The organism is Streptomyces sp. PTY087I2 (assembly GCF_001687325.1).
Taxonomy (GTDB): domain Bacteria; phylum Actinomycetota; class Actinomycetes; order Streptomycetales; family Streptomycetaceae; genus Streptomyces.
In genome coordinates, this window is sequence record NZ_LZRD01000027.1 from 83,928 (window position 1) to 106,553 (window position 22,626).

Here is a 22,626-nt window from a genome sequence, read left to right on the forward strand (position 1 = left end):
GTGCCGTCTTCCGCCGGTCCGAACAGTCCCTGCCATCGCTCCGAATCGGACACGCAACTCCCCCGTCTGCCTACGCTTCGCTCTCGCGCCTCGACAGACTAACGAAGGTCAAGCACATGTATGCGATCGGGAACGAGTTCCAGACATGGGAATGGCTGGACAACTGTGCTGTTCGGTCCCTTGTGCTTGCACAAGGGACCGAACAGAGAGCGCACTGTTGTAGCGAATGCATTCCGGGAAAACGAGCATGGGCCTCCATGCGTCCGACACCTGGACATCGCTCGTCGAGTTCGCCGCCTCTTGGACGGTGTCTTGAAATGATCATCGCTGAGCCATCTTGGGGCGCTAGCATCCCTCGTGCTCATCGCCGGACTCGGGCGATACACCGGAGCTCAAGGGGGAGAAGTGACCGGAGAAGACGGGCGATCGCATGCCCAGGACCAGCTCCAGGCAAGCATCGACGAAGCCGCGGACCGCGGGCGTCTGGGCAAACGGTCCGCGACCTATCCCGGATCTCAGACGGATGGCTTCCGCGGCTGCGCCGTGGCCGCGGTGATTGTGCTCGGAGGGCTCGGACTTGTCCTGGCCCTCACGACCGAACCGATCGTGGCAGTGCTTCCCGGCGGGTTGCTCGTAGCGGTTCTGATCAGCCTTTGGTTCGATCGGCGCACGTCGAAGAGGAATGAGGGCTTTCGGCTCGACCTGTACGAGCACGGCCTCACCGCAGTCGTGAAGGGCCAGGCCCATGCCGTGCGTTACGACAGCACATCGGTTCTCCAAAGGAGCATCCGGCACACAGGTGCCACCGGGTACACCGAGTACTGGTACACGCTCACCGATATCGACGAGCGGAACATCGTGCTGCGCGGCCGGTCGGACAGGGTGGTGAAGAAGGGGCAGTTCTCCAAACCACAGGAGTGGGGGACGGCCATCCAGCAAGGAGTGACCCGAGCACAGCTCCCCAAGGCCCTCGCCGCGATCCACTCGGGGGAATCGCTCAACTTCGGCAAGCTGTGGATATCCCGGGAGGCAGTGGGTTCGGCGCGCGATGCCGCGAAGTGGACTCAGATCGAGGAGATCAGGGTGATCGGCGGCTACGTCAAGATCAAGATGGCCGGGAAGTGGCGTTCGCTGGGCGCCACTGCGGTGACTACCCCCGTAGTGTCAGAGATGCCGAACTTCTTCGTCTTCCTGGCCCTGGCCGACCACCTTCGCCGGCCATAGAACAGCCCGGCGGCCGGCTGGAACGGATGACGCAAAGGCGGCCGGCGCGCCACCTGACACCGCCTCACTCCAGCCCCGTACCAACATGACAAGCGCCACTAGGATCACGTGCTGGTTCGAGTCATCCATGCGGGGGAGAGCTCAACATGCAGGCACTGGGGCCGGACGATCCGTCGCAGGTGGGGTCGTTCAGGACGATCGCCGTGCTCGGCCAGGGCGGCATGGGCCGGGTCCTGCTGGCGGCGGCCGGGGACGGGCGCCTCGTCGCCGTCAAACGCGTGCACACCGACCTCGCCCAGGACGAGGGCTTCCGCGCCCGGTTTCGGCGCGAGGTGGACGCCTCCCGGCGGGTTTCCGGGGCCTATACGGCGCCGGTGGTCGATGCCGACCCGGACGCCCCCGCGCCCTGGCTCGCCTCCCTGTTCCTGCCCGGACCCACTTTGGGTGAGGCCCTGGAGATGGTTGGCGTGCTGCCGGAGGAGGCGGTGCGGCGGCTCGCCTCCGGGCTCGCACGGGCGCTGGCCGACGTCCACCGGACCGGGCTCGTCCACCGGGACCTGAAGCCGTCGAACGTCCTCCTCACCGAGGACGGCGTCCGGGTCATCGACTTCGGCATCGCGCGGGCCGTCGACCACGCGACCAGGATCACCCACACCGGCGCCCTCATCGGCTCCCCCGCCTTCATGGCCCCCGAACAGATCGAGGGCGGAAATCCCGGCGCCGCCGCTGACGTGTTCGCGCTCGGTGCCACCCTGGCCCTGGCCTGCACGGGCAGGCCACCCTTCGACGGCGCTTCGGTTCCGGCGATGCTGTACGCCGTTGTTCATGAGGAGCCCGACCTCACGGCCGTACCGCCGGACCTGCGGGATCTCGTCGCCGCCTGCCTTGCCAAGGACCCGGCACTGCGCCCCTCCCCGCAGGAGGTGTCGGCCCGCCTCGGGTCCGTGCCGGCCGCCGCCCGCCCCTGGCCGCAGGCCGTGCACGCCCGAATCACGGCCCGGCGGACGGAGGCCGAGCGGCTGGTCGTCCATACCACGCCGACCATCGCTCCCCCGCCCGCGCCCGTACCGGCTTCACCCCCCACTCCCAACCCGGCCTCCCCGCCCACTCCTGTACGGGCTCCCGTCCCTGCTCCCCGACGCCGGCCCCGGCGGGGCGGATCGCGGCAGCCGTCGTCGCCGGCGTCCTCGTGGTCACCGGCGCGGTGGGCGCGGCGACGGGCTGGGCGGCGGATGTGTTCTACCTGGTGGTGCCGGAGTCGGTCCCGACGCCGGGGGACGTACCGCTGGACCGGGTCGCCGACCGGTACACCGGGGCGCCGCCCGACTGCGCCCACATATACGCGCGGGTCGAGACGCCCGCCGGACTCGTCGCGGAGCGCTACCCGGCCACGGGGGACCCGGCCGGACCGCCGCCCGGCGGGCGGTGGTCCGAACAGTGCAGGTGGAGCGCCGGCTCCGAGGACACGATCACGATCACCTGGGACCAGTACGACAGCGCCGAAGGCCGGACCGGCGCCGAGCGGGCGAAGGAGCGTTACGAGGAGTTCTACCGGCGCGGCACCACCTCGCGCGTCTCGGACCTCGACTTCGTCGAAGAGGCCCTGTGGGAGAGGGCCGGCGACCAATGCGTCCTGCGCGGGCGGGACGGGAATCTGAACCTCTTCGTGGCGGTGGATCGTCCCACCCTTCCGGCGGACCGCTGTGAGAGCGTCGCCGAGGAGACCGGGCAGCAGTTCATGGCGGCGGTGAAGGCATGGTGATCCGCCCCCTCGGTCCTGCTGACCCGCACCGGGTCGGCCCGTATCGGCTCCTCGCCGAACTGGGCCGGGGAGGCATGGGGCGGGTGCTCCTCGGCGTCGCGCCGGACGGGCGGCTCGCCGCCGTGAAGCAGGTGCACGCCCGGCTCGCGGCCGACGAGGGTTTCCGCGCCCGGTTCCGGCGCGAGGTTGCTGCCTCCCAGCGTGTGTCCGGGGCCTGCACGGCAGCCGTCCTGGACGCCGACACCGAGGCGGCCGCCCCCTGGCTCGCCTCCGTGTTCGTGGCCGGACCCTCCCTCGGCTCGGCCGTGGAGCGATCGGACGCGCTGCCCGCCGAGACCGTACGGCGGCTCGCCGTGGGCCTGGCGGCGGCGCTGGACGAGATCCACCGGGCGGGGCTGATCCACCGCGACCTGAAGCCGGACAACGTCCTGTTGTCGGAGGACGGGGTGCGGGTCATCGACTTCGGTATCGCGCGGGCCGCCGAGAGCGGCAACCTCACCGAGCTGACCGGCACGGGGCTGGTCGTCGGCTCTCCCGCGTTCATGTCCCCCGAGCAGGCGGAGGGCCGGGAACTCACTCCGGCGAGCGACGTGTTCTCCCTCGGCTCGGTCCTGGTCCTGGCGGCGACGGGGAAGAGCCCGTTCGCCGGGCCCTCGCCCCTCCAGGAGCTCTACTCCGTCGTGCACACCGAACCCCCGCTCGACGCCGTGCCGGTAGAGCTGCGCGGTCTCGTCGCCGCCTGCCTGGCCAAGAACCCTGCGGGCCGCCCGACCCCCGCACAACTCCTCGCCGCCCTGGGGCCGGTGACCCCCGTCGCCCACCCCTGGCCGCCGGCCGTCCGAGCGGCGATCGCCGAGCAACGGGCGGGCGTCGACCGCCTCCTGGCCAAGGACCCCACCCCCGAGCCGGTGGCGGTCCCGCCCCGGCCGGACGCCCTCACCGCCGTCGTCACCCAACTGTCGACCCCGGCCGGGACCGCCCCACCCCGGCGAAGGCGCTGGATCCGGGACTGGGCCGCAGCCGCGGCCGCCCTGGGCGTACTGGGCGCCGGGGCCTGGTGGTTCGTACGGACCGACGGGCCGACCGACCGGTACCTCAGGATGCCGACCTGCGCCGAAGCGGCGCCGAAGCTCCCCCTGCCGGAACAGCGCACAGACCGTGACGACCTCACCTCCTCACTGGAGACCACCTGCTCCTGGCAGAAGAAGAACCCGCTCAAGCCGGACAGCTGGAATGTCTTTCCCTTCGCCGAGGTCAGTTGGAACCTGCGCCGTTCGTACGAATCCCAGAGCGGCGCTGCGCTCCAGAAGGAGATCTTCGGGCGGGGCGAGCGCTCCGCGACCGGTCTCGCCTTCGCCGACGAGGCGTACTGGAACTCCTCGCCGTCCCGCGGCGGCGGATGTGCGCTCTCCGTCCGTGCGGACAACCTCATCGTGTCCGTAAAGCTCTGGGACGAGCCGCAACCCTCCGACTGCGAGCAGAAGGCGATAAGGATCGCCGAGGCCGCCGTGGACGCCACCCCAACCCAGTAGCCAGCCTGGCACCCAGTCGATCCGGAAGCATTGGGGCCCTCCGAGGCCCTGCCCCAGGTCCTGCCGCCGCACAGTTTCACGCGCCCTGATCGCCTCCTCTCCTCACCACCTTCTCGGTGAAGGATTCACCGAGATCGCTTATCGTGCGGCGGACCGCAGAAGCAGAACATGGCCGCAAGGAGACACGGATTGAGCAGTCCGTCCCCGCGCAGAGCCGCATCCCCAGCCGCAGCCGCAGCCGCATCCGCATCCGCACCCCCGGGCGAACTCCAGCGGCGTATCGGCGTGCCGGACGCCGTGGTGATCGGCCTGGGGTCGATGATCGGCGCCGGGATCTTCGCCTCGCTCGCCCCCGCCGCCCGTGCCGCCGGGTCCGGGCTGCTGCTCGGGCTCGGGCTGGCCGCTGTCGTCGCGTACTGCAACGCCGCCTCCTCCGCCCGGCTCGCCGCCCTCTACCCGGCCTCGGGCGGCACCTACGTCTACGGGCGTGAGCGGCTCGGCGCGTTCTGGGGGTACCTGGCCGGGTGGGCGTTCGTCGTGGGCAAGGCCGCATCGTGCGCAGCGATGGCGTTGACCGTCGGCTCCTACGTCTGGCCGGGCCAGGCCCACGCGGTCGCGGTGGCCGCCGTGGTGGCCCTGACGGCGGTCAACTACGCGGGCATCCAGAAGTCCGTCCTGCTCACCCGCGTCATCGTGGCGGTCGTCCTGGCAGTGCTCGCCGCCGTCGCGACCGCCTCCCTGACCTCCGGCAGCGCCGATGCGGCCCACCTGGAGATCGGTACGGACGCCACGGCCGCCGGTGTGCTCCAAGCAGCCGGGCTGCTGTTCTTCGCGTTCGCCGGTTACGCCCGCATCGCCACCCTCGGCGAAGAGGCCCGCGACCCGGCCCGCACCATTCCTCGCGCCACCCCGATCGCCCTCGGCATCACCCTCGTCGTCTACGCCCTCGTCGCCGTCTCCGTCCTCCTCGTCCTCGGCCCCGACGGACTCGCCTCCGCCGCGGCCCCGCTCACGGAGGCCGCGCGGGCGGCCGACGCCGGCTGGCTCGTCCCCGTCGTACGGGTCGGCGCGGCCGTCGCGGCCCTCGGCTCCCTGCTCGCCCTCGTCCTCGGCGTCTCCCGCACCACCCTGGCCATGGCCCGCGACCACCACCTCCCGCACGCCCTGGCCGCCGTACACCCGCGCTTCCGGGTCCCCCACCGGGCCGAACTCCTCGTCGGCGCCGTCGTCGCCGTGGCCGCCGCGACCACCGACGTACGCGGAGCGATCGGGTTCTCCTCCTTCGGCGTCCTCGCGTACTACGCCATCGCCAACGCCTCCGCATGGACCCTGACCCGGGCCGAAGGCCGCCCGGCCCGGATCATCCCCGTCACCGGTCTGGCCGGCTGCCTCGTCCTCGCCTTCGCCCTGCCGCTGCCCTCCGTGCTCACCGGAGCCGCCGTCCTCCTCGTCGGCGCCGCCGCGTACGGCATCCGCCACGCGGTGTCCCGGTAGCCCTCTCGTCACACCCCGGCCCGCGCCCCACGACCCCGTTGCCGTCAGACCGCCTGGCCGATGGCCGCACGGGCCGCCACGCGGAATTCCTTGACCGTCTCGTAGAGGGCCCGCTCCCGTTCGGCGGCCAGGGCTGCGTGCTCCGCCTTGCGGGTGGTGTCGCCCGCGCGGGCATCCTCGGCCATGCTCCGCATGACGTACGAGAGGTCGGCGGAGGCGTTGGAGACGCGTTCCGCGACGGCCGCGACCGCTGCCGGGCCTTCGAGGATGACGACCTCGCAGGTCCGGTGGACCTCACGGGCCAACGTGACGAAGCGGACCGTCAGTTCCTCGATCGCGGTCCGATCGGGCCGGTCCGGGCGCAGCGCGTCGAGTACGGCGTCCATGGCGAGGTCGCGGTCGTGGAGCGCGCCGAGGTACCGGGCGTACGCCTCACGACGGTGCTGGCGGCTCTGCTGGGCGTGCTGCGACCGTGCCTGGGCGCGGCCGTTGACGATCGCCGCCCCGAGCGTCGCGGCGGAACCTACGGCGGCCCCCAGCAGTGCGGCGAGTCCAGAGTCCATGCACTCCAGTCTGCCCGCACCCACGCTGCCCAACGGCCGGAAGAATCAGCCCTCCTGGCCCTCCGGCGCGGTGGACCGCACCAACGAGACCGGCTCCGTCTGCTGGTTGGAGGCGGAGACGCGCGTGGTGTGACGGGTGAGGCGCAGGCCCATGGCCGTCAGGGTGTCCGTGTCGTACAGCGCGCACAGCAGCGCCGCCGCGTCCGGAAGCGGCAGCTCGTCCGTCGCGCTGTACCCCAACTGCTCGGCCGTTTCCGGGTCGTCCAGGGCGGCCTGCCGGGCGTGGGCGAGCACCTGGTGGGGGTCGTCGACGACGAGTTCGTCGATCTGGATCCGCTGGGCGCGGACGCGCAGGTCGAGCGGGCGGGGCTGGGCGGGCCGGGGAGCCGCGACGACCGACCGCAGTTTCGGGTGGATCAGCGGCGTCACGTCCGCCAGGTGGTTCAGCGGCGTCGGGTCGGTCAGGCCGGTCGGGTGGTTCATGCGGTGGGCTCCAGAGAACGGGCCGCCGGAACGACGGTGCACGGAACGGCAGAACGGGGTGCGGAAGTACGGGAGTACGGGAGTACCGGAGTACGGAAGTACCGGAGCATTTGGGCGCGTACGCGGAGCGGCTGGCGGGGCGGCGAAGCTGAGGCGGAAGGGGCCGGAAGGGGCGGGAGGCGGGAGCTGCGGGGCATGGGGCAAGATCGGCCCGGTCTTACCGAGTTGGCGTGCGATGGAGTCGGACATGCTTACCTTGGGAGCGCCGTGCGAGCGTCGCAAGGTGCTCTGTGTGCACTGCGCGCAGACTGCGCGGAATGTCGGACAGATCGAGCCGGAGCCGGAAGGGGGCAACCGTGGCGCGCGAACGGTCGGGCCGTACGGCACGGCACCTGGTCCTGGTGGCCCGTCTGCGGCGCCTGCGGGAGGGCGCCGGCCTGTCCGTACCGCAGGCGGCGACGCAACTGGGCTGGCATCCCTCGACGCTGCGGCGGCTGGAACAGGCGCAGACCTCCCTCGACGTGGGGCAGGTGTCCGATCTGCTCGGCCTCTACGGGGCCGGCGCGGCGGAGACCGACGACATCATGGGGCGGCTCAACGCCGCCAACATGCCCGGCTGGTGGCACCCCTGGCGGGACGCCATGGCCCCCTGGCAGATGGACCTGATGAGCGTGGAGTCCGCCGCCGGCGTCGTCCGGACCTGGCATCCGGCGCTGGTCCCGCTGCTGCTGCGCACCCCGGCGTACGCGATGGCCGTGGACGAGGTCATGTTCCCCGAACGGGACGCGGCGGCCCGGCAGCGGCGGGCAGACTTCCTGGTGGAGCGTCAGAAACGGCTCCAGGAACAGCAGACCCGCCTCTGGGCCGTCCTGCCCGTCACCGCGCTGCGCTGCCAGGTGGGCGACGACGAGGTGATGCGCGAGCAGTTCGAGATGCTTCAACGGACAGCGGAGCGCGGGGATGTGACGATGCAACTGCATCCCGAGTACGCACCTCCGCACCCGCTGACCGGCGTACCGGCCCTCTCCCTGTACCGGGTGGAGATCCGGGAGATCGCCGATCATGTGGTGCGGGAGGGCGGGTTGCCCGGCACGGCGGAGGTGTGGGACAGCCCGCACCCCGTGCAGACGTATCAGGGAATGCTGGACGTGTCGTGCGTGATGGCGATACGGCCGGCCCGAACCAGAGAGGTACTACAGGATGAGTACGACCGGAAATGGGCCTGAACTGCCCGCGCAGATCGACACGAGCGTCGCGCACTCCGCACGTGTCTGGAACTACTGGCTCGGCGGCAAGGACAACTTCCCGGCGGACCGGGCGGCGGGCGACGCCTACCGGGGCAAGTACCCGCTGATCGAGACGTTCGCGAAGGAGTCCCGGGACTTCCTGCGCCGGACCGTCACCTATCTCGCCCGGGACGCCGGGATCCGGCAGTTCCTCGACGTCGGGGCGGGGCTGCCGACCGCGAACAACACGCACGAGGTCGCCCAGCGGATAGCCCCGGAGTCCCGGATCGTGTACGTCGACCACGACCCGCTGGTGCTCCTGCACGTCCACGCGCTGCTGACCAGCGCCCCCGAGGGCGCGACCGCGTACGTCGAGGCGGACATGCGCGACACCGAGACCGTCCTCACCGGGGCGGCCAAGACCCTGGACCTGACGCAGCCCGTCGCGCTCGTCATCAGCGACGTCCTGGGGCACATCGTGGACTGGGACGACGCGCTGTCCCTGGTCCGGCGGCTGGTGGAACGCCTGCCCTCCGGCAGCTACCTCTCGCTCAGTCACTCCACCGCGTCCGACGAGGCCCACCGGGCCGTCCAGGACGAGTACAACGCGAGCGGCGCGATCCCGTACATCTTCCGGGAGCCGGAGACCACGGTCGCGTTCTTCGACGGGCTGGAGATGGTGGAGCCGGGCATGGTGTCCTGGCCGAACTGGCGCCCCGACGCCAACACCGGCACCACCACGGCCCGGGCCGGATGGGGCGCGGTCGCCCGCATCCCCTGATCCGCGTCCGATCCCACCCCCAACAGCCTTGTCGCGTACGGGAGATATCCAGATGTCCCGTACGCGGCGCGCACGGCCCGCAGAGGCTCTCTCCCATGAGCACCACAGGTACGACCGGCCACGAGGCCGCCTGTCCGGGCGGCGGCGCCCGGCACGCGCGGGAGACGACGGACCGGCTGCTGCGGGCGGCGACCCGGTCCGGTGCGCATCTGATCGCCGAGGCCGCCCTGCTGGTCCAGGGCTGGGCCGTGCTGGCCGACCCGATCGCCGGAGCCGTCTACAGCACCCCCGCCGCCTCGGCCGCCGACGGCGTGCACGCGGCCGCCGCCCCGCGGGAACACCCGCACTGCCTCCAGCGCCCGGCCGCCGGAGCCGTCCTCGTCCTGGCCCCCGGGCCCACCGTCTCCCCCGAACAGGCCGCCCGCGTCGCCACCACCACCGCGGCCCTCCTGGAGGTGCGCGGGCAGCGGGCGGCGGAGCTGCGGGGCGAGCAGATGCGGCTGCACACCACGCTCGTCCGGCTGCTGCTGGCCGGCCACACCACCGCCGTAGCCGACACCCTGGGCGGGAACCGGCTCACCCATGTCACGGTCTACCGGCTCACCGGCGCCGACGTCCCCACCGCCCACCAGGTCCTGTGGCGGGCCGTACGCCCCTCGCTCGCCCCGCACGCCGACGCCTGCACCCTGCTGGGCCGGCTCGACGGCGAACTCGTCGTCGCCGAACTCCACCGCGGCGGCGACGACGGCCGCGTCCTGCGCCTGGTCTCCCGGGTGAGCGAGCGCCACCACCTGCTGGCGGGCATGGCCGGGCCGCTGCCCCTGGCCGAGATGCCCACCGCCCACAGCGACGCCGCCGCCGCCCGGCACAGCGCCACCCCCGACCGCCGTATCGTCCCCGCCGACGCCGTCGGCACCTCCCGGCTCACGCCCCTGCTGCCGACCGCCCCGTACGCCCGCTGGGCGCGGGCCGTGCTGCGCCCGCTGACCCCGGCCCACCAGCACCTGCTGCTCGTCTGGCTCCGCACCGGCTCCAAGCCCCGCGCGGCCGCCGCGCTCGGGCTGTCCGCCGGTACGGTACGGGCCCGGATACGCGAGCTGTCCCGGCTGCTGGGCGCGGACCTGGAGGACGCCACCGTGCAGGCGCATCTGCTGCTCGCCCTCCGCGCGCCCGCCCCCGCCGACGACAGCGGGAGCCAGAACGGGAACGGCCCCGCCCGGCTGGAGGCGTTGCCCGCCGGCCTCCTGGACACCGAGGCGGCCCGGTCCTGGGCCCGCGGTCTGGTCGGCGGTCTGGAGCCGCATCTGCGGATCGCGCTGACCTGCTGGCTGGGCCACCACGCCCGGACCGCCCCCGCCGCGGCCGAACTGCACGTCCACCGCACCACCCTGGCCAACTGGCTCACCCAGTGCGCCGAACACCTCGCCCAGAACCTCGGCGACGCCACCGTACGCGCCGAGATCCACCTCGCGCTGCGGGCCACCCGGACCGGTCCCGACGACCCGGCGGCCCTGCCCCGGCGCGGCGGGCGCACCTACCGCCGGCTGTGAGCGGCGGCGGAGAGCAGGGCTAGGACGGCGCCTGGCCCGTCTCGAAGCGGCTGACGCGGTCGCCGGTGACCGTGAAGACCCAGCGGGTCCGCATCGTGCCCCAGGTGTCGTTCGTGTAGTCGACGACGAGGACCCGGCCGTCGTCGGAGGCCTCCACGACCTTCATACGGCCGTTGGCCTGCGGGGAGAAGATCTCCTTCTCCGTCCAGGCCGCCAGGTCCCGTTCGCTGCCGTCGTCGGACATGGTGGCGTCCTCGGTGAGGACATCGGCGAAGAAGGCGTCCTTGTCGCCCGCGTTCACCGCGGCGATGAACTTCTCCACCACCGGATCGCTGATCGATGTGGTCATCGTGCTCCTCCTCTTTCTTCCTCCCACCGAGTCTCTGTCTTCCACCCACCGAGTCTCTGTCGGCGGGTTCACCCCCGCATGTCGTCCCTGCCGTCCCTGTCGTCCCTCAGGAAGAGGTCCCGGCCCGGGCACGTCGTGTGCGCGGGCCACAGCGCGTGGACCGGGACGTGCACGGGCGGGTCCAGGTCGACGACGTACGCCGCGCCGCCCGCCGCCGGGCCCGGGGGCGTCGTGACGAAGGCGATGCGGCCGGTCGCGGTGACGGCGGTGACCGGCGGGGTGCCCTGGACCGGGTTGCGCCGGACGTCCGGTTCCACGCCCGCCTGACGGCACAGGCCGATCAGGAGGTCCGTGTACGCGGACGAGCCGGCCTCGCCCCACACCGTGAGCGGCTGGCCGCGCAGATCGGCCAGGGCCACCGCGGGCCGGGCGGCGAACGGGTGCCCGGCGGGGACGGCGATCCGCAGGCGGTGCTCGGCGATCCGCGCCCGGGTCAGCCCCGTGTCGGCGGGCATGGCCCGGGTCAGGCCCAGGTCGCAGGCGCCCGTGAGGAGTTGCTCGCGCAGTTCGTCGGGGAAGAGCTGGCGGACGTGGGCCTGTATGCCCTGCTCCTCCGTACCGGCCCGGGTCAGCAGCTCCACGACCTCCTCCGCCGTGACCGCCGGGGTGTGGCCGATCCGCAGATGCCCGGCCTGGCCGCGCCCGATGCGGCGGGCCCGGTCCAGGGCGGCGAGCGCCTGGGCGCTGAGCGCCCGGGCGTCGTCGATGAGGGCCTGCCCGGCCGGGGTCGGGGTGACGTGCTGGTGGCCCCGGTCCAGGAGCCGGACGCCGACGTGCCGCTCCAGGGTGCGGATGGAGGTGCTCAGCGCCTGCTGGCTCAGATGCAGCCGTTCGGCCGCCCGGGTGAACCCGCCCTCCTCGGCGACGGCGACGAGATGCTCCAGCTTGCGCAGGTCCAGACTCACGCGGTCCTCCCGGACGCCATCGGCCGACTGAGGTCAGCGAACCGCCGACAGGGGTCAGCGGACCGTGTAGCCGCCGTTGGCGAAGATCGTCTGGCCGGTGATCCAGCCGCCCTCGGTGACGAGGAACTTCACCAGCGGCGCGATGTCCTCGATCTCGGTCAACCGGCCGCCCATCGCCTGGGACTTGTGGAACTCCACGCGCTCCGGCGTCTCCTGCGGGTAGAAGAACGGCGTGTCCATCGGCCCCGGGGCCACATTGTTCACCGCGATCCCGCGCGGGGCGAACTCCTTGGCCGCCGCCCGGGTGAAGTGCTCCAGCGGGGCCTTGCCGCCCGCGTAGGTGGCGTACCCGTCCGTGAACGCGGCGAGCAGCGACGTCACCAGGCTGACGATGCGGCCGCCGTCGTTGAGACGCGCACCGGCCTCCTGGAGGAAGAAGTACGCCGCCTTGGAGTTGATCGCGAACATGCGGTCGTACTCCTCCTCGGTCGTCTCCGCGATCGGCTTCCGCAGCACCATGCCCGTGGTGTTCACGGCGACGTCCACCCCGCCGAAGGCGTCCAGCGCCTGGTCGAAGAGGCTCCGCACCCCCTCGACGCGGGTCAGGTCCTCGCGGACGACGACGGCCTGGGCGCCTGTGCCCCGTACGGCCTCCGCCGTCTTCTCGGCGTCGGCGGCGGTGTTCTCGCCGTGGTAGTGGACGACGATGTTCGCTCCGGCCTCGCCGAGCGAGCGGCTGATCAGGCCCCCGAGATTCTTCGCGCCCCCGGCGACGACGGCGGTCTTCCCCTTCAGCGACTGCTGCTGCTCACTCATGACGGACTCCCTCTCCGATATGTGCCGTTCGTTGTGGTTTCCGGTGTCCACGCTAGGAGCGCCTGCCTCCGCGGGGAAACACAAAGATCGCGTCGGCCCACCAGGAAGATGGGTCACCGCAGGTCAGCGCGGGCGCACGGGTACTGCCCGCGTGACCGGAAAGGCCATTGACGTACGCCGTACGAGTCACGAAGGATCACCGCGTGACAATCACCGAACAGCCTTCGCCCGCTCCGTCCCGTCCCATCGCCCTGATCACCGGCGTCGGCCGCAGTGTCGGCATCGGCGCGGGCATCGCGCGGCGGCTGGCAGCCTCCGGCTGGGACATCGCCTTCACCTACTGGACGCCGTACGACCGCCGCATGGAGTGGGGCGCCGAAGCCGGGGCCGCCGAGTCCATCGCGAAGGAGCTGGCCGAGGCCGGAGCCCGTACGGCGGCGATCGAGGCGGACCTCACCGACCCCGACGCACCGGCCCGCATCTTCGACGAGGCCGAGCAGCGCCTCGGCGGACCGGTGACCGCGCTCGTCCTCTCGCACGCGGAGTCGGTGGACTCGGGGCTGCTGGACACCACCGTGGAGGCGTTCGACCGGCACTTCGCGGTGAACGCCCGGGCCAGTTGGCTGCTGATCCGGGAGTACGGTCTCCGCTTCCGCAGCGCACCGGGCACCGCCACCGGCCGGATCGTCGCGCTCACCAGCGACCACACCGTGGGCAACCTCCCCTACGGCGCCAGCAAGGGGGCCCTGGACCGCATCACGCTCGCCGCCGCGCACGAGCTGGCCCACCTCGGAGTGACGGCGAACGTCGTCAACCCCGGCCCGGTGGACACCGGATGGATGACCGACGACCTGCGCGAGACCCTGGCCGCGGGCACCCCGCTCGGCCGGCTCGGCACCCCTCGGGACACCGCCCATCTGGTGGACTTCCTCTGCTCCCCCGAAGGTCAGTGGATCAACGGCCAGCTGCTGAAGAGCAACGGCGGCGCGGCAGGCTAGAAGGTGTCTAGTCTGAGCTGGTCCATGTAGTGCACAGGGGGTTTCGTATGCACAACGAAGACCGGACCGGCAGAGCGGACGACGGGCAGGACGGGCGCCTCGCCGACCGCCGGGCGGACGACGACGCCCCCCGGACCGTGATCGACGGCCGTTACGAGCTGCGGGAGCAGATCGGCAGCGGCGGGATGGGCGAGGTCTGGAAGGCCCACGACCGGCGGCTGAACCGGTTCGTCGCGGTCAAGGGCCTGCTCGACCGGAACGCCGTGACCGGGGGCACGCAGGCGACGGCGATGCAGCGCGCGCGGCGCGAGGCGGAGGCCATCGCCAAGATCGAGCACCAGAACGTGGTGACGGTCCACGACCGGGTCGAGACCGACCACCAGGTCTGGATCGTGATGAAGCTGCTCGAAGCGCGGTCCCTCGCGGACCTGTTGAGCCGCGACGGGGTCCTCGCCGTGCCGCGCGCCGCGAACATCGGCCTCCAGGTCCTCCAGGGCCTGCGGGCGGTCCACGCGGCATCGGTCGTCCACCGGGATGTGAAGCCCGGCAACGTCCTCGTCCGGGACGACGGCCTCGCGATCCTGGTCGACTTCGGCATCGCCACCTTCGAGGGCGCGGACCGGGTGACCCGGACCGGCAGCGTCATCGGCACCCCCTCCTACCTGGCCCCCGAACTCTTCGCCCCCGCCTCTCCCGGCCCCACGCCCGCCTCCGACCTGTGGGCGCTCGGCGTCACGCTGTACGAGGCGGTCGAGGGCCGCGTGCCGTTCGCCGGGCACGAGGTGTGGGAGGTCCAGGAGAACATCCGGCACTCCCCCGACCCCGTCCTCCGGTACGCGGGGCCCCTCGCCCCGGTCATCCAGGGGCTGTTGATCACCGACCCCCGGGACCGCCTGGACGCGGCGACGGCGGAGGCGATGCTCCGCGAGGTGCTCGACGACCCGGCCTCGCCGAACGCCGGTGCGGCGGGCGCGGCGACGCATCCGCCGACGGAGGTCTCCACGCCGGACCCCGCGACGCCCCCGACGCCCGTACTGCGCACGGCTGTTCGGGCTCCCGAGCCCGCACCTGACCCTCCGGCGGCGAGCGGGCAGCGGCGCTCCCGCTACCGGGGGTGGCAGATCGCGGCGGCCGTCGTGTGCGTGACGCTGCTGGCCGGCGCCGGCTGGCTGGCCGCGCGGGGCGACGGCAAGGACGGCAAACGGGGCGACCGGGCCGGCTCGACGGAGGGCCGGGGAGGGGCCGGCAACGGCAGCCAGGAACAGTGGAAGGACACGCACCCCACCCTGGAGATCGGCGTCAAGGACGACCAGCCCGGGCTGAGCAAGTTCGACAAGAAGACGCGTACGTACAAGGGTTACGACATCGACCTGGCGTACGCGATCGCCGAGAGCATGGGGTACGGCAAGGACGAGGTCGCCTTCACGACGGTCGCCACGGACTACCGGTCCACCGCGCTGAAGACCAAGCAGGTGGACCTGGTCATCGCCTCGTACAGCATCACCGACGACCGCAAGACGGCCGGCCCCGACGGCTACAGCGTCGACTTCGCGGGCCCGTACTACGAGGCGAGCCGGGGCTTCCTGGTCCGCGAGAAGTCGGCGAAGTACACGATCAACGACTCCAGCGATCTGCGGGACCTGGGCGTCGAGGTGTGCACGGCACGGGAGTCGACGTACGAGAAGGCGCTGCCGAAGCAGGGCTTCACCATGGCGAAATCGCAGCCCAACACCTACCAGGACTGCCTGGACAAGCTGCTGGACCCGAGGTCCGACGTGTACGCGGTGGCCTCGGACGACATCATTCTCGCCGGGTACGTCGAGGCCAACCCGGGCAAGGTGCGGCGGCTGGAGAACATCCAGGGCGCGGAGGGCTACGGCGTGGCGATGCGGCCGAAGTCGCCGATCCTGAAGGGCGAGGTGTGCTCGGCGCTGCGGACGATCCTGGCCGGCCGGGTGTGGGAGGACATGTACAAGGAGAACCTGTCGGGGCTGGTGGGCAACAAGAACCCGCCGGGCCGCCCGGAACTGACGGAGTGCGAGGGGTTCTGAGGGCCGCGCCGACGATGGGGCACCCCGGGGCACGACCCCCGGCTCACGACCCCCGGCTCACCGCTCCGGGAACCGCTCCCCGCACCGGCTACAGAACACCGGCGAGGGGTCCTGCGACAGCCGCCCGCACTCCGGGCAGACCCGGTCCAGCATGCAGGGCCCCTCGCCACCCTCGTACGCCCCGCTCGGCGGCTTGATCGCGAGGCCGGGGCGGCGGCGGTGGACGGTGAGGTACGTGAGCCCGTCGGGCCCCGCCGCGAGGGCGCGCCGGGACGTCCGGGGCAGCCAGAGAACGACGCCGGGCGCGAGGTCCAGGTCATGGACCTGGCCGCCCGCCCTCAGGAGGCCCGCCCCCTCCAGCACCACAAGCAGTACGTCGAGCACGTCCTCCTGATGCTCCCCGACCTCGGCGTCCGGCGGCAGCCGCACCAGATTGGCGTCCAACTCCCGCCCCGGCTCGGCCAGATGCCACAGCGCGCCGCGCTCGTCGGGAGCGGCGGAGGCGAGGAGCGTGTCGAGGACGGCGAGGATTCGGGGGTCGGCGTTCACGGCGTCCAGGCTACGCCGCGGCGGCGGGGCGGGCGCGCGGCGGCCGCCGGGTCACGCGCACTCAGTCCTGCGGGTCGGGCGCGCCGGCCGCCGCCACGCAGAACTCGTTGCCCTCCGGGTCGACCATCACCACGTGGTGCTCGTCGACCTCCGCCAGCACGGACCCGCCCGCCGCCACGAGCCGCGCAGCCTCCGCCCGGACCCGGTCCCACCGCTCGGCCGGGGTGCCGTGGCCGTCGATCCGCACATCGATGTGCAGCCGGTTCTTCGCGGTCTTCGGCTCGGGCACCTTGAGGATGGCGAGGTGCGGGCCGACGCCTTCGGGGTCGCAGAGCCAGGCCCCGTCGTCCACCGTCTCGCCCTCCGGCAGATCGAACTGGGCGAGCCACTCCTCCCGGGTCGCGAACGGCGGCGGCGGTGGGAGATCCACGTAGCCCAGGGCCGACTTCCAGAAGGCGCGCAGTAGTTGGGCGTCGGTGCAGTCCAGGGTCAGATCGATGCGTACGGGCATGGCCAGGACCGTACGGGACTCGTCCGACGACCGCATCCGCGTAACGTGGCCCACCGCCCACCCGCCCGCCACGCCGAGGGGAACGACGCCCGTGCACCGCGAACCGAACGACCTGTACCCGCCGATCGAACCGTACGAGAGCGGGATGCTGGACGTCGGGGACGGCAACCTCGTGTACTGGGAGGTGTGCGGCAACCCGGACGGCAAGCCGGCTCTGGTGGTGCACGGCGGCCCGGGGTCCGGCTGCTCGCCCGGCTCCCGCCGGTACTTCGACCCGGACCGCTACCGGGTGGTCCTCTTCGACCAGCGGGGCTGCGGCCGCTCGACGCCGCACGCGAGCGCCCCGGCAACGGATATGGCTTACAACACGACGGCCCACCTGATCGCCGACATGGAACGCCTGCGAGAACACCTGAACATCGACAACTGGCTTCTGTACGGGGGCTCCTGGGGCTCGACGCTGATCCTGGCGTACGCCGAGGAGCGCCCGGAGCGGGTCACAGAGGTCGTGATCCCCTCGGTGACGACGACCCGCCGCAGCGAGATCGACTGGCTCTACCGGGGCGCGGGACAGCTCGTCCCCGAGGCCTGGGCGGCCTTCCGCGCGGGCGTCCCCGAGGTGAGCGACCCGGCCGACCTGGTCGCGGCGTACGCCCGCCGGATGGAGAGCGAGGACGCGGCCGTACGGGAGAAGGCGACGGCGGACTGGTGCGCCTGGGAGGACGCGGTCGTCTCGATGGAGGCGCCCCCGGGCCCGCCCCCGTACAGCGGCCGCCCGGACCGCGACCAGCTGGCGCTCGTCCGGATCTGCGCCCACTACTTCGCCCACGGAGCCTGGCTGGAGGAGGGCCAACTCCTCTCCCGCGCCCACCGCCTGACCGGCATCCCGGCCGCCCTGATCCACGGCCGCTTCGACCTCGCGGGCCCCCTGATCACCGCCTGGGAACTGGACCGCGCCTGGCCGGACGCCAAGCTGACGATCATCGACAACGCGGGCCACATGGGCGGCACGGAGACCCGGCGGGCGGTGCTGGCGGCGCTGGACGGGTTCGCGGCGAAGGGATAGGGCCCGCCTTTCGGACCGGCCGCATGCAGGCAGACGGGCCCGCCCCGGCTGAAGCATTCCCGGGAGGGGGCGGGCCCGTACACCGTGTCCGCGGCTCCTACCAGGCGAACGCCTCCGGCGACGGACCCGGGCCCGGGAAGATCTCGTCCAGGCCGGTGAGCACCGCCTCCGGGAGGTCCAGCTCAAGCGCCCGGAGCGCGCTGTCCAGCTGCTCGGCGGTGCGCGGGCCGACGATCGGGCCCGTGATGCCGGGGCGGGTCAGCAGCCAGGCCAGGGCCGCTTCGCCGGGCTCCAGGCCGTGCTTGTCGAGCAGGTCCTCGTACGCCTGGAGCTGGGCGCGGGTGGCGGGGTCGGCCAGGGCGTCGGCCGCGCGGCCCGAGGCGCGGCGGCCGCCCTCGGTCGTCTTCTTGATGACGCCGCCCAGCAGGCCGCCGTGCAGAGGGGACCAGGGGATGACCCCGAGGCCGTACTCCTGCGCGGCCGGGATGACCTCCATCTCGGCGCGGCGCTCGACGAGGTTGTAGATGCACTGCTCGCTGACCAGGCCGAGCGAACCGCGCCGGGCGGCCTGCTCGTTGGCCTGGGCGATCTTGTAGCCGGAGAAGTTGGACGAACCGGCGTAGAGGATCTTGCCCTGCTGGACCAGGACGTCGATCGCCTGCCAGATCTCGTCGAAGGGCGTGTTCCGGTCGACGTGGTGGAACTGGTACAGATCGATGTGGTCGGTCTGGAGGCGCTTGAGCGAGGCGTCGACCGCGCGCCGGATGTTCACGGCGGAGAGCTTGTCGTGGTTGGGCCAGGCCTCGCCGTCGGCGCCCATGTTCCCGTACATCTTGGTGGCCAGGACCACCTTGTCGCGCCGGCCACCGCCCTGGGCGAACCAGGTGCCGAGGATCTCCTCGGTGCGCCCCTTGTTCTCGCCCCAGCCGTAGACGTTGGCCGTGTCGAAGAAGTTCAGGCCCGCGCCGAGCGCGGAGTCCATGATCGCGTGACTGTCGGACTCGTTGGTCTGCGGGCCGAAGTTCATCGTCCCGAGGACGAGGCGGCTGACCTTGAGTCCCGTACGTCCGAGCTGTGTGTACTTCATGGCGCCCAAGCCAACGCCTTCGAGTCCACTCCAGGCAAGCACGCACCCCGGACGCGCCGGGCTTCCGGGAGGCGCGACGCCACCCGGCGGCCCGCCGGTCTCAGCCGCCCAGGGCGGCCCCCACGGCGACGACGACGAATATCAGCACGAGCACGGCCGCCATGATGCGGTTTCTGGTCTTCGGGTCCACCCTTCGAGCGTAACGGCACCGCTCACCGGACCCGGCCGCCGGGCCGCCCCGGGCGTCATGGCGGCCCCTCACCCGCCCAGCGGCCAGGCCCGCGCCGCCGTGTAGCGCGGCCGCTCCCCCGGCACCCCGGACACCGGCAGATGACTCCGTACGAGCGTGAGCTCCGCGGCCTCCCAGCGCTGCCCCTCGAACCCCGCCAGCGCCGCGGCGAAGGGCCGGAGGTCCACCCCGCCCCGGCTCCGGGCCAGCGTGAGGTGCGGGGCGAAGCGGCGGTGCTCCATCGGCAGCCCGGTCCGCCGGGCGGCTGCATCCGCGCGCTCGGCGAGCAGCCGCAGCGTGTCGAGCCCGCCCGCCGCCCCGGCCCACAGCGCCCGCCCGCCGAAGTGCCCGGCCCCGTGCAGGCAGAGCGCGAAGGGCGCGGTCCGACGCGCGGCCCGCTCCAGGCGCGCCTCCAGCTCCGGCGTGGCGTCCTCGGGCACCTCCCCGTAGAACGCCAGCGTGACGTGCCAGCCCTCGGGGCCCGTCCAGCGCAGATCCCGTGCCCCGGGCAGGGTGTGCAGCGGTGCGAGTGCCGTACGGAGTTCGGCCACGGCCGACGCGGGCGGCAGGACGGCGGCGAAAAGGCGCTGGGAGGCCGGACGGCCGGGATCGCTGCTGCTCATGCGCGCGAGTCTGGCAGGTCCGGGCGTGTCCGGGGCGCCGGGCCTATCGTTGTACTACGCGGCTGCCCGCACGCCCGTGCGGCAGCGGGGAGGAGCGGCACGATGACCGTCGTAGACACCGACAGGATCGACATGGCCGACATCAGCGACGAGCGCACTCTGGACGGAAGACGTTCCCCTCGACGATCGAAGGACTGTCCACCGCGCAGAACTCCTCCGTGCGGGACCGGATCGACGATGCCTTGCTGATCGTCAGCGAACTCGTGACGAACGCCGACCAGCACGCCGCGGATCCGGAAGAGTTCCGCACCCACTGGGACGGAACCGATGTGACTCTGGAGGTCGACGACTCCGGGCCCGTTCCGCCCTGCCTCTGCCCTCCTTCGGCACGCGGCGAGAACGGCGGCTTCGGCATGGCTCTGGTCGACCGGCTCACCCAAGACTGGGGTACGCGGCCCCGCACGGACCGCAAGACCGGCAAGACCGTCTATGCCCGCATCGCCATTCCCTGCGACTACGGGATACGCGCCGCATGACACCGCACCGCCATGCACAGCACCTCGCGCCCTGTTCCCATGATGTGCCGGCGCCCCCGACCGAGGGCAAGGCGGGGATTTCAGAGTGCTGAGGCCCGCCTATCCGGACATGAACCTGGACGAGAGCCAGACTCCGGTATACGGCCGATTGAGCACAGGACCGGATCTTGAGACTGGAGAGGGCTTGTGCTTGCCTTCCTTCTGCCAAGCCCCGGTCGAGCCAAAGGAACGCGGAATGGTTCGCCGACAGAGCCGGCGAACCATTCACGAATCAGTGAGCTCAGTAGGGAGCAGGCGGGGCACTGGTATAGAGTTTCATAATGCCTCCGTATTGGCCGTCATGCCCATCGAGGTAGAAGGTGCCGCTATTCCCATACTGGTCATATGCCACAATTTTCGGGTTGTAGTAATTGTGGATGTCGTTAGGCCCATGAAGGGGGGTGCCACTCTGTAGCGGATTGGGCTGGTTCTGCACCCAGCCATCTCCACCAGTACCGGCATTCGCCCAAGTCACGCACAGCGACTGGTTGTCAGCATCCGCAGACCGATCGTAGATCTTTGCCGCGTCCCACCATTTGTTCCCGTTGGGCATTTTAAGGATTACGGCGCTTGCCCCTCCACCAGGGTTTGCAGAATTCGAATTTGCGGAAAATCCATTTGCCGGATACTTGACGTCGTGTGGCTCCTGGTACCAAACATAGGCGCCGCACAGCAAACTCCACCACTTCGCGTTAAAATTGTCCTTTCCGCTTTGCCACCCATAGAAACCGTCGTATTGGTTATCAGTCACAACGTTGGAGACTTCGAAGTGGCAGAAGACGCGCCCTTCGGAATTCTCCTTCGCAGTCAGATACCAGTTACTTCCGCCCTCGAAATTTACATATTGAGTGTCGTCCTGGCGAAGCGATACTAGGTCCTCCCTGACCCAGTCAATATTGTCGAGATCGTAATTCACTGCCTGCTTCGGCACGAGGGAAACCTTGGACTGGAGGGACTGCCCCGAATTCTGCGAAGTGACGGTAACCTCCCCGCTATCGGATTTCACCTTGACTGCAATTGATTTGCCACTCACGCCCGGGCTGCAGTATACGTAGTATTTTAGCTGCTGCGCTCCCCCTTCTGCGGCATGAGAAACTACAGGCTGCCTTCGGTTAGAAATTCCTGCGAGGTTCGGGACATTATTGAAATNTCACCTTGACTGCAATTGATTTGCCACTCACGCCCGGGCTGCAGTATACGTAGTATTTTAGCTGCTGCGCTCCCCCTTCTGCGGCATGAGAAACTACAGGCTGCCTTCGGTTAGAAATTCCTGCGAGGTTCGGGACATTATTGAAATGCGGATCCTCGGTATCCGTGTAACACCAGCTCGATTGGCCCTTCCAATTAAGTTCGGACTCATCGACATAGTCAATGAGCCATGTGTTAGCGGCCAGATGGCTTTGATCGACGGTGATCGAATTATGGTTTTCATCCTCCGGCCAAATGGTGACAATTACACCAACCTGATTCCGCGAGTTCGCGTAAATGGACTCACTTGGGAGGCCAGTTTCAAACGCAATTGTAACTTTCGCAACGCTATACCATGTCATTTGCGCCACCCTCCAATTCTGTGCGCAGAGCCCCCGTTCGGACTCTTGATATTTCGTAGGTAATTAATGCATCCATGCCCCTCGGTTGGATATTGGATGGGCGCCCGGGTACCGACGAGTCAGGCCCGCGATTGGTGATGATTTCACCTCGGACGCCTACCAGTTGGCTGGCCCGCAACGCGATGAACTTCCTGGTAGAGGATAGGGCCGGCATGCCTACCTACCTACCGGCCGCCGTGACAGACTTCTGTTCGCCTTGGCTCACCTGCTGTGCGGCGATACCTATGCTCAACCCGCACTGCCAGGCCATCAAGGCGCGCACGTGATGCCGCACGGCACACTCCTGCCGACCGAGCGAGACGGCATGAGAGCTCAAAGCTCATATCGATCTGTTCGTCAGCCGACTGTTGTGAGCGTCGCCGAGCCGTGGCCGTGTACAACGCGAAACCTCCCCGCACGGTCCTGCTTCCTCACGGGAACCTTCAGAACACGCGTGATGAAACTTGATCAACCTGCCACAGGTAACCGGATCTGTCAGTGACACAGACCCTATCGTGAGCGTCATTCCAAGTCACACCCGCAGTACTGCAAATTGTCGCAGGCGGGGTAACTGGAATGCTTGCAATTTGAACCGGCTGCACA

At 70.7% G+C, this 22,626-nt stretch carries 21 protein-coding genes and 1 pseudogene; 12 read left to right on the top strand and 10 right to left on the bottom strand.

Annotated elements, in window-relative coordinates; all coding sequences use genetic code 11:
- Positions 1-405: 405 nt before the first annotated feature.
- The 5 genes and pseudogenes from A3Q37_RS27785 to A3Q37_RS27805 all read left to right on the top strand — a co-directional run bounded on the left by A3Q37_RS27785 (position 406) and on the right by A3Q37_RS27805 (position 6,012).
- Entirely contained in the window at positions 406-1,224 is an 819-nt protein-coding gene (locus A3Q37_RS27785) for a DUF6585 family protein (RefSeq protein ID WP_255311969.1), read from the top strand.
- A 221-nt stretch (positions 1,225-1,445) separates the two neighbouring features.
- A pseudogene (locus tag A3Q37_RS38075) lies at positions 1,446-2,099 on the top strand (serine/threonine-protein kinase); the annotation flags it as partial.
- A gap of 314 nt (positions 2,100-2,413) precedes the next feature.
- A complete protein-coding gene (locus A3Q37_RS38080) occupies positions 2,414-2,986 on the top strand; it encodes a hypothetical protein (RefSeq protein ID WP_065488410.1) in 573 nt (190 codons plus the stop codon).
- Complete coding sequence (locus tag A3Q37_RS27800; protein ID WP_218064574.1) at positions 2,980-4,518, top strand: serine/threonine-protein kinase; 1,539 nt, start codon at positions 2,980-2,982, stop codon at positions 4,516-4,518. The genes A3Q37_RS38080 and A3Q37_RS27800 overlap by 7 nt, the downstream gene beginning before the upstream one ends.
- A gap of 285 nt (positions 4,519-4,803) precedes the next feature.
- Entirely contained in the window at positions 4,804-6,012 is a 1,209-nt protein-coding gene (locus A3Q37_RS27805; RefSeq protein WP_065488412.1) for an APC family permease, read from the top strand.
- A gap of 44 nt (positions 6,013-6,056) precedes the next feature.
- Here the strand turns inward: A3Q37_RS27805 and A3Q37_RS27810 are convergent, their stop codons facing one another.
- Complete coding sequence (locus A3Q37_RS27810; protein ID WP_065488415.1) at positions 6,057-6,575, bottom strand: proline dehydrogenase; 519 nt, start codon at positions 6,573-6,575, stop codon at positions 6,057-6,059.
- Positions 6,576-6,620: 45 nt separating this feature from the next.
- The gene (locus tag A3Q37_RS27815; protein ID WP_065488416.1) at positions 6,621-7,058 is read right to left on the bottom strand and encodes a hypothetical protein; all 438 of its coding nucleotides are present in this window, start codon (positions 7,056-7,058) and stop codon (positions 6,621-6,623) included.
- A gap of 356 nt (positions 7,059-7,414) precedes the next feature.
- On the opposite strand from A3Q37_RS27815, the gene A3Q37_RS27820 reads away from it, so the two are divergent.
- The 3 genes from A3Q37_RS27820 (at position 7,415) to A3Q37_RS27830 (ending at position 10,615) form a co-directional block, all read left to right on the top strand.
- Positions 7,415-8,284, top strand: a complete 870-nt coding sequence (locus A3Q37_RS27820; RefSeq protein ID WP_065488418.1) for a helix-turn-helix transcriptional regulator — start codon at positions 7,415-7,417, stop codon at positions 8,282-8,284.
- Positions 8,259-9,065, top strand: a complete 807-nt coding sequence (locus A3Q37_RS27825) for an SAM-dependent methyltransferase (protein ID WP_006126586.1) — start codon at positions 8,259-8,261, stop codon at positions 9,063-9,065. Before A3Q37_RS27820 ends, A3Q37_RS27825 begins: the two co-directional genes overlap by 26 nt.
- A 95-nt stretch (positions 9,066-9,160) precedes the next feature.
- On the top strand, positions 9,161-10,615 hold the full coding sequence (locus A3Q37_RS27830) for a helix-turn-helix domain-containing protein (protein ID WP_065488419.1): 1,455 nt from the start codon (positions 9,161-9,163) through the stop codon (positions 10,613-10,615).
- Positions 10,616-10,634: 19 nt separating this feature from the next.
- On the opposite strand, the gene A3Q37_RS27835 is transcribed toward A3Q37_RS27830, so the two are convergent.
- From A3Q37_RS27835 to A3Q37_RS27845, 3 genes are all read right to left on the bottom strand, one after another.
- Positions 10,635-10,964, bottom strand: coding sequence for a nuclear transport factor 2 family protein (locus tag A3Q37_RS27835; RefSeq protein WP_065488421.1), 330 nt, complete (start codon positions 10,962-10,964; stop codon positions 10,635-10,637).
- Between the two features lie 68 nt (positions 10,965-11,032).
- Positions 11,033-11,929, bottom strand: a complete 897-nt coding sequence (locus A3Q37_RS27840) for a LysR substrate-binding domain-containing protein (RefSeq protein ID WP_065488425.1) — start codon at positions 11,927-11,929, stop codon at positions 11,033-11,035.
- Between the two features lie 54 nt (positions 11,930-11,983).
- Entirely contained in the window at positions 11,984-12,745 is a 762-nt protein-coding gene (locus A3Q37_RS27845) for an SDR family oxidoreductase (protein ID WP_065488458.1), read from the bottom strand.
- A 203-nt stretch (positions 12,746-12,948) separates the two neighbouring features.
- On the opposite strand from A3Q37_RS27845, the gene A3Q37_RS27850 reads away from it, so the two are divergent.
- Together A3Q37_RS27850 and A3Q37_RS27855 are read left to right on the top strand one after the other, a co-directional pair.
- Positions 12,949-13,743 (top strand): SDR family oxidoreductase, encoded by a 795-nt coding sequence (locus A3Q37_RS27850; RefSeq protein ID WP_065488427.1) that lies wholly within the window; start codon positions 12,949-12,951, stop codon positions 13,741-13,743.
- A gap of 47 nt (positions 13,744-13,790) precedes the next feature.
- The gene (locus tag A3Q37_RS27855; protein WP_065488429.1) at positions 13,791-15,794 is read left to right on the top strand and encodes a serine/threonine-protein kinase; all 2,004 of its coding nucleotides are present in this window, start codon (positions 13,791-13,793) and stop codon (positions 15,792-15,794) included.
- Between the two features lie 57 nt (positions 15,795-15,851).
- Here A3Q37_RS27855 and A3Q37_RS27860 read toward each other — a convergent pair whose 3' ends face one another.
- Together A3Q37_RS27860 and A3Q37_RS27865 are read right to left on the bottom strand one after the other, a co-directional pair.
- Positions 15,852-16,343: a hypothetical protein gene (locus tag A3Q37_RS27860; protein ID WP_065488430.1), complete on the bottom strand. Its 492-nt coding sequence runs from the start codon at positions 16,341-16,343 to the stop codon at positions 15,852-15,854.
- A 61-nt stretch (positions 16,344-16,404) separates the two neighbouring features.
- Entirely contained in the window at positions 16,405-16,854 is a 450-nt protein-coding gene (locus A3Q37_RS27865; protein WP_065488460.1) for a VOC family protein, read from the bottom strand.
- A gap of 91 nt (positions 16,855-16,945) precedes the next feature.
- Between A3Q37_RS27865 and pip the strand changes: the two genes are divergently transcribed.
- Positions 16,946-17,920 carry a prolyl aminopeptidase gene (gene pip / locus A3Q37_RS27870; RefSeq protein ID WP_065488431.1) on the top strand — a complete coding sequence of 325 codons (975 nt, stop codon included), beginning with the start codon at positions 16,946-16,948 and terminating at the stop codon, positions 17,918-17,920.
- Between the two features lie 97 nt (positions 17,921-18,017).
- On the opposite strand, the gene A3Q37_RS27875 is transcribed toward pip, so the two are convergent.
- Both A3Q37_RS27875 and thpR read right to left on the bottom strand, forming a co-directional pair.
- Complete coding sequence (locus A3Q37_RS27875) at positions 18,018-19,007, bottom strand: aldo/keto reductase (RefSeq protein ID WP_065488432.1); 990 nt, start codon at positions 19,005-19,007, stop codon at positions 18,018-18,020.
- Between the two features lie 258 nt (positions 19,008-19,265).
- On the bottom strand, positions 19,266-19,859 hold the full coding sequence (gene thpR / locus A3Q37_RS27880) for an RNA 2',3'-cyclic phosphodiesterase (protein WP_065488435.1): 594 nt from the start codon (positions 19,857-19,859) through the stop codon (positions 19,266-19,268).
- Between the two features lie 218 nt (positions 19,860-20,077).
- Here thpR and A3Q37_RS27885 point away from each other — a divergent pair, with 218 nt between their 5' ends.
- Complete coding sequence (locus A3Q37_RS27885; protein WP_065488437.1) at positions 20,078-20,395, top strand: ATP-binding protein; 318 nt, start codon at positions 20,078-20,080, stop codon at positions 20,393-20,395.
- A gap of 280 nt (positions 20,396-20,675) precedes the next feature.
- On the opposite strand, the gene A3Q37_RS36950 is transcribed toward A3Q37_RS27885, so the two are convergent.
- Entirely contained in the window at positions 20,676-21,365 is a 690-nt protein-coding gene (locus A3Q37_RS36950; protein ID WP_141693622.1) for a hypothetical protein, read from the bottom strand.
- Between the last annotated feature and the right edge of the window lie 1,261 nt (positions 21,366-22,626).

Bases quoted from the DNA above. Each gene is read 5' to 3' on its own strand.
- A3Q37_RS27800 (WP_218064574.1), top strand. From the start codon at position 2,980: ATGGTGATCCGCCCCCTCGGTCCTGCTGACCCGCACCGGGTCGGCCCG.
- A3Q37_RS27810 (WP_065488415.1), bottom strand. From the start codon at position 6,575: ATGGACTCTGGACTCGCCGCACTGCTGGGGGCCGCCGTAGGTTCCGCC.
- A3Q37_RS27815 (WP_065488416.1), bottom strand. From the start codon at position 7,058: ATGAACCACCCGACCGGCCTGACCGACCCGACGCCGCTGAACCACCTG.
- A3Q37_RS27825 (WP_006126586.1), top strand. From the start codon at position 8,259: ATGAGTACGACCGGAAATGGGCCTGAACTGCCCGCGCAGATCGACACG.
- A3Q37_RS27830 (WP_065488419.1), top strand. From the start codon at position 9,161: ATGAGCACCACAGGTACGACCGGCCACGAGGCCGCCTGTCCGGGCGGC.
- A3Q37_RS27835 (WP_065488421.1), bottom strand. From the start codon at position 10,964: ATGACCACATCGATCAGCGATCCGGTGGTGGAGAAGTTCATCGCCGCG.
- A3Q37_RS27845 (WP_065488458.1), bottom strand. From the start codon at position 12,745: ATGAGTGAGCAGCAGCAGTCGCTGAAGGGGAAGACCGCCGTCGTCGCC.
- A3Q37_RS27855 (WP_065488429.1), top strand. From the start codon at position 13,791: ATGCACAACGAAGACCGGACCGGCAGAGCGGACGACGGGCAGGACGGG.
- A3Q37_RS27865 (WP_065488460.1), bottom strand. From the start codon at position 16,854: ATGCCCGTACGCATCGATCTGACCCTGGACTGCACCGACGCCCAACTA.
- A3Q37_RS27875 (WP_065488432.1), bottom strand. From the start codon at position 19,007: ATGAAGTACACACAGCTCGGACGTACGGGACTCAAGGTCAGCCGCCTC.
- thpR (WP_065488435.1), bottom strand. From the start codon at position 19,859: ATGAGCAGCAGCGATCCCGGCCGTCCGGCCTCCCAGCGCCTTTTCGCC.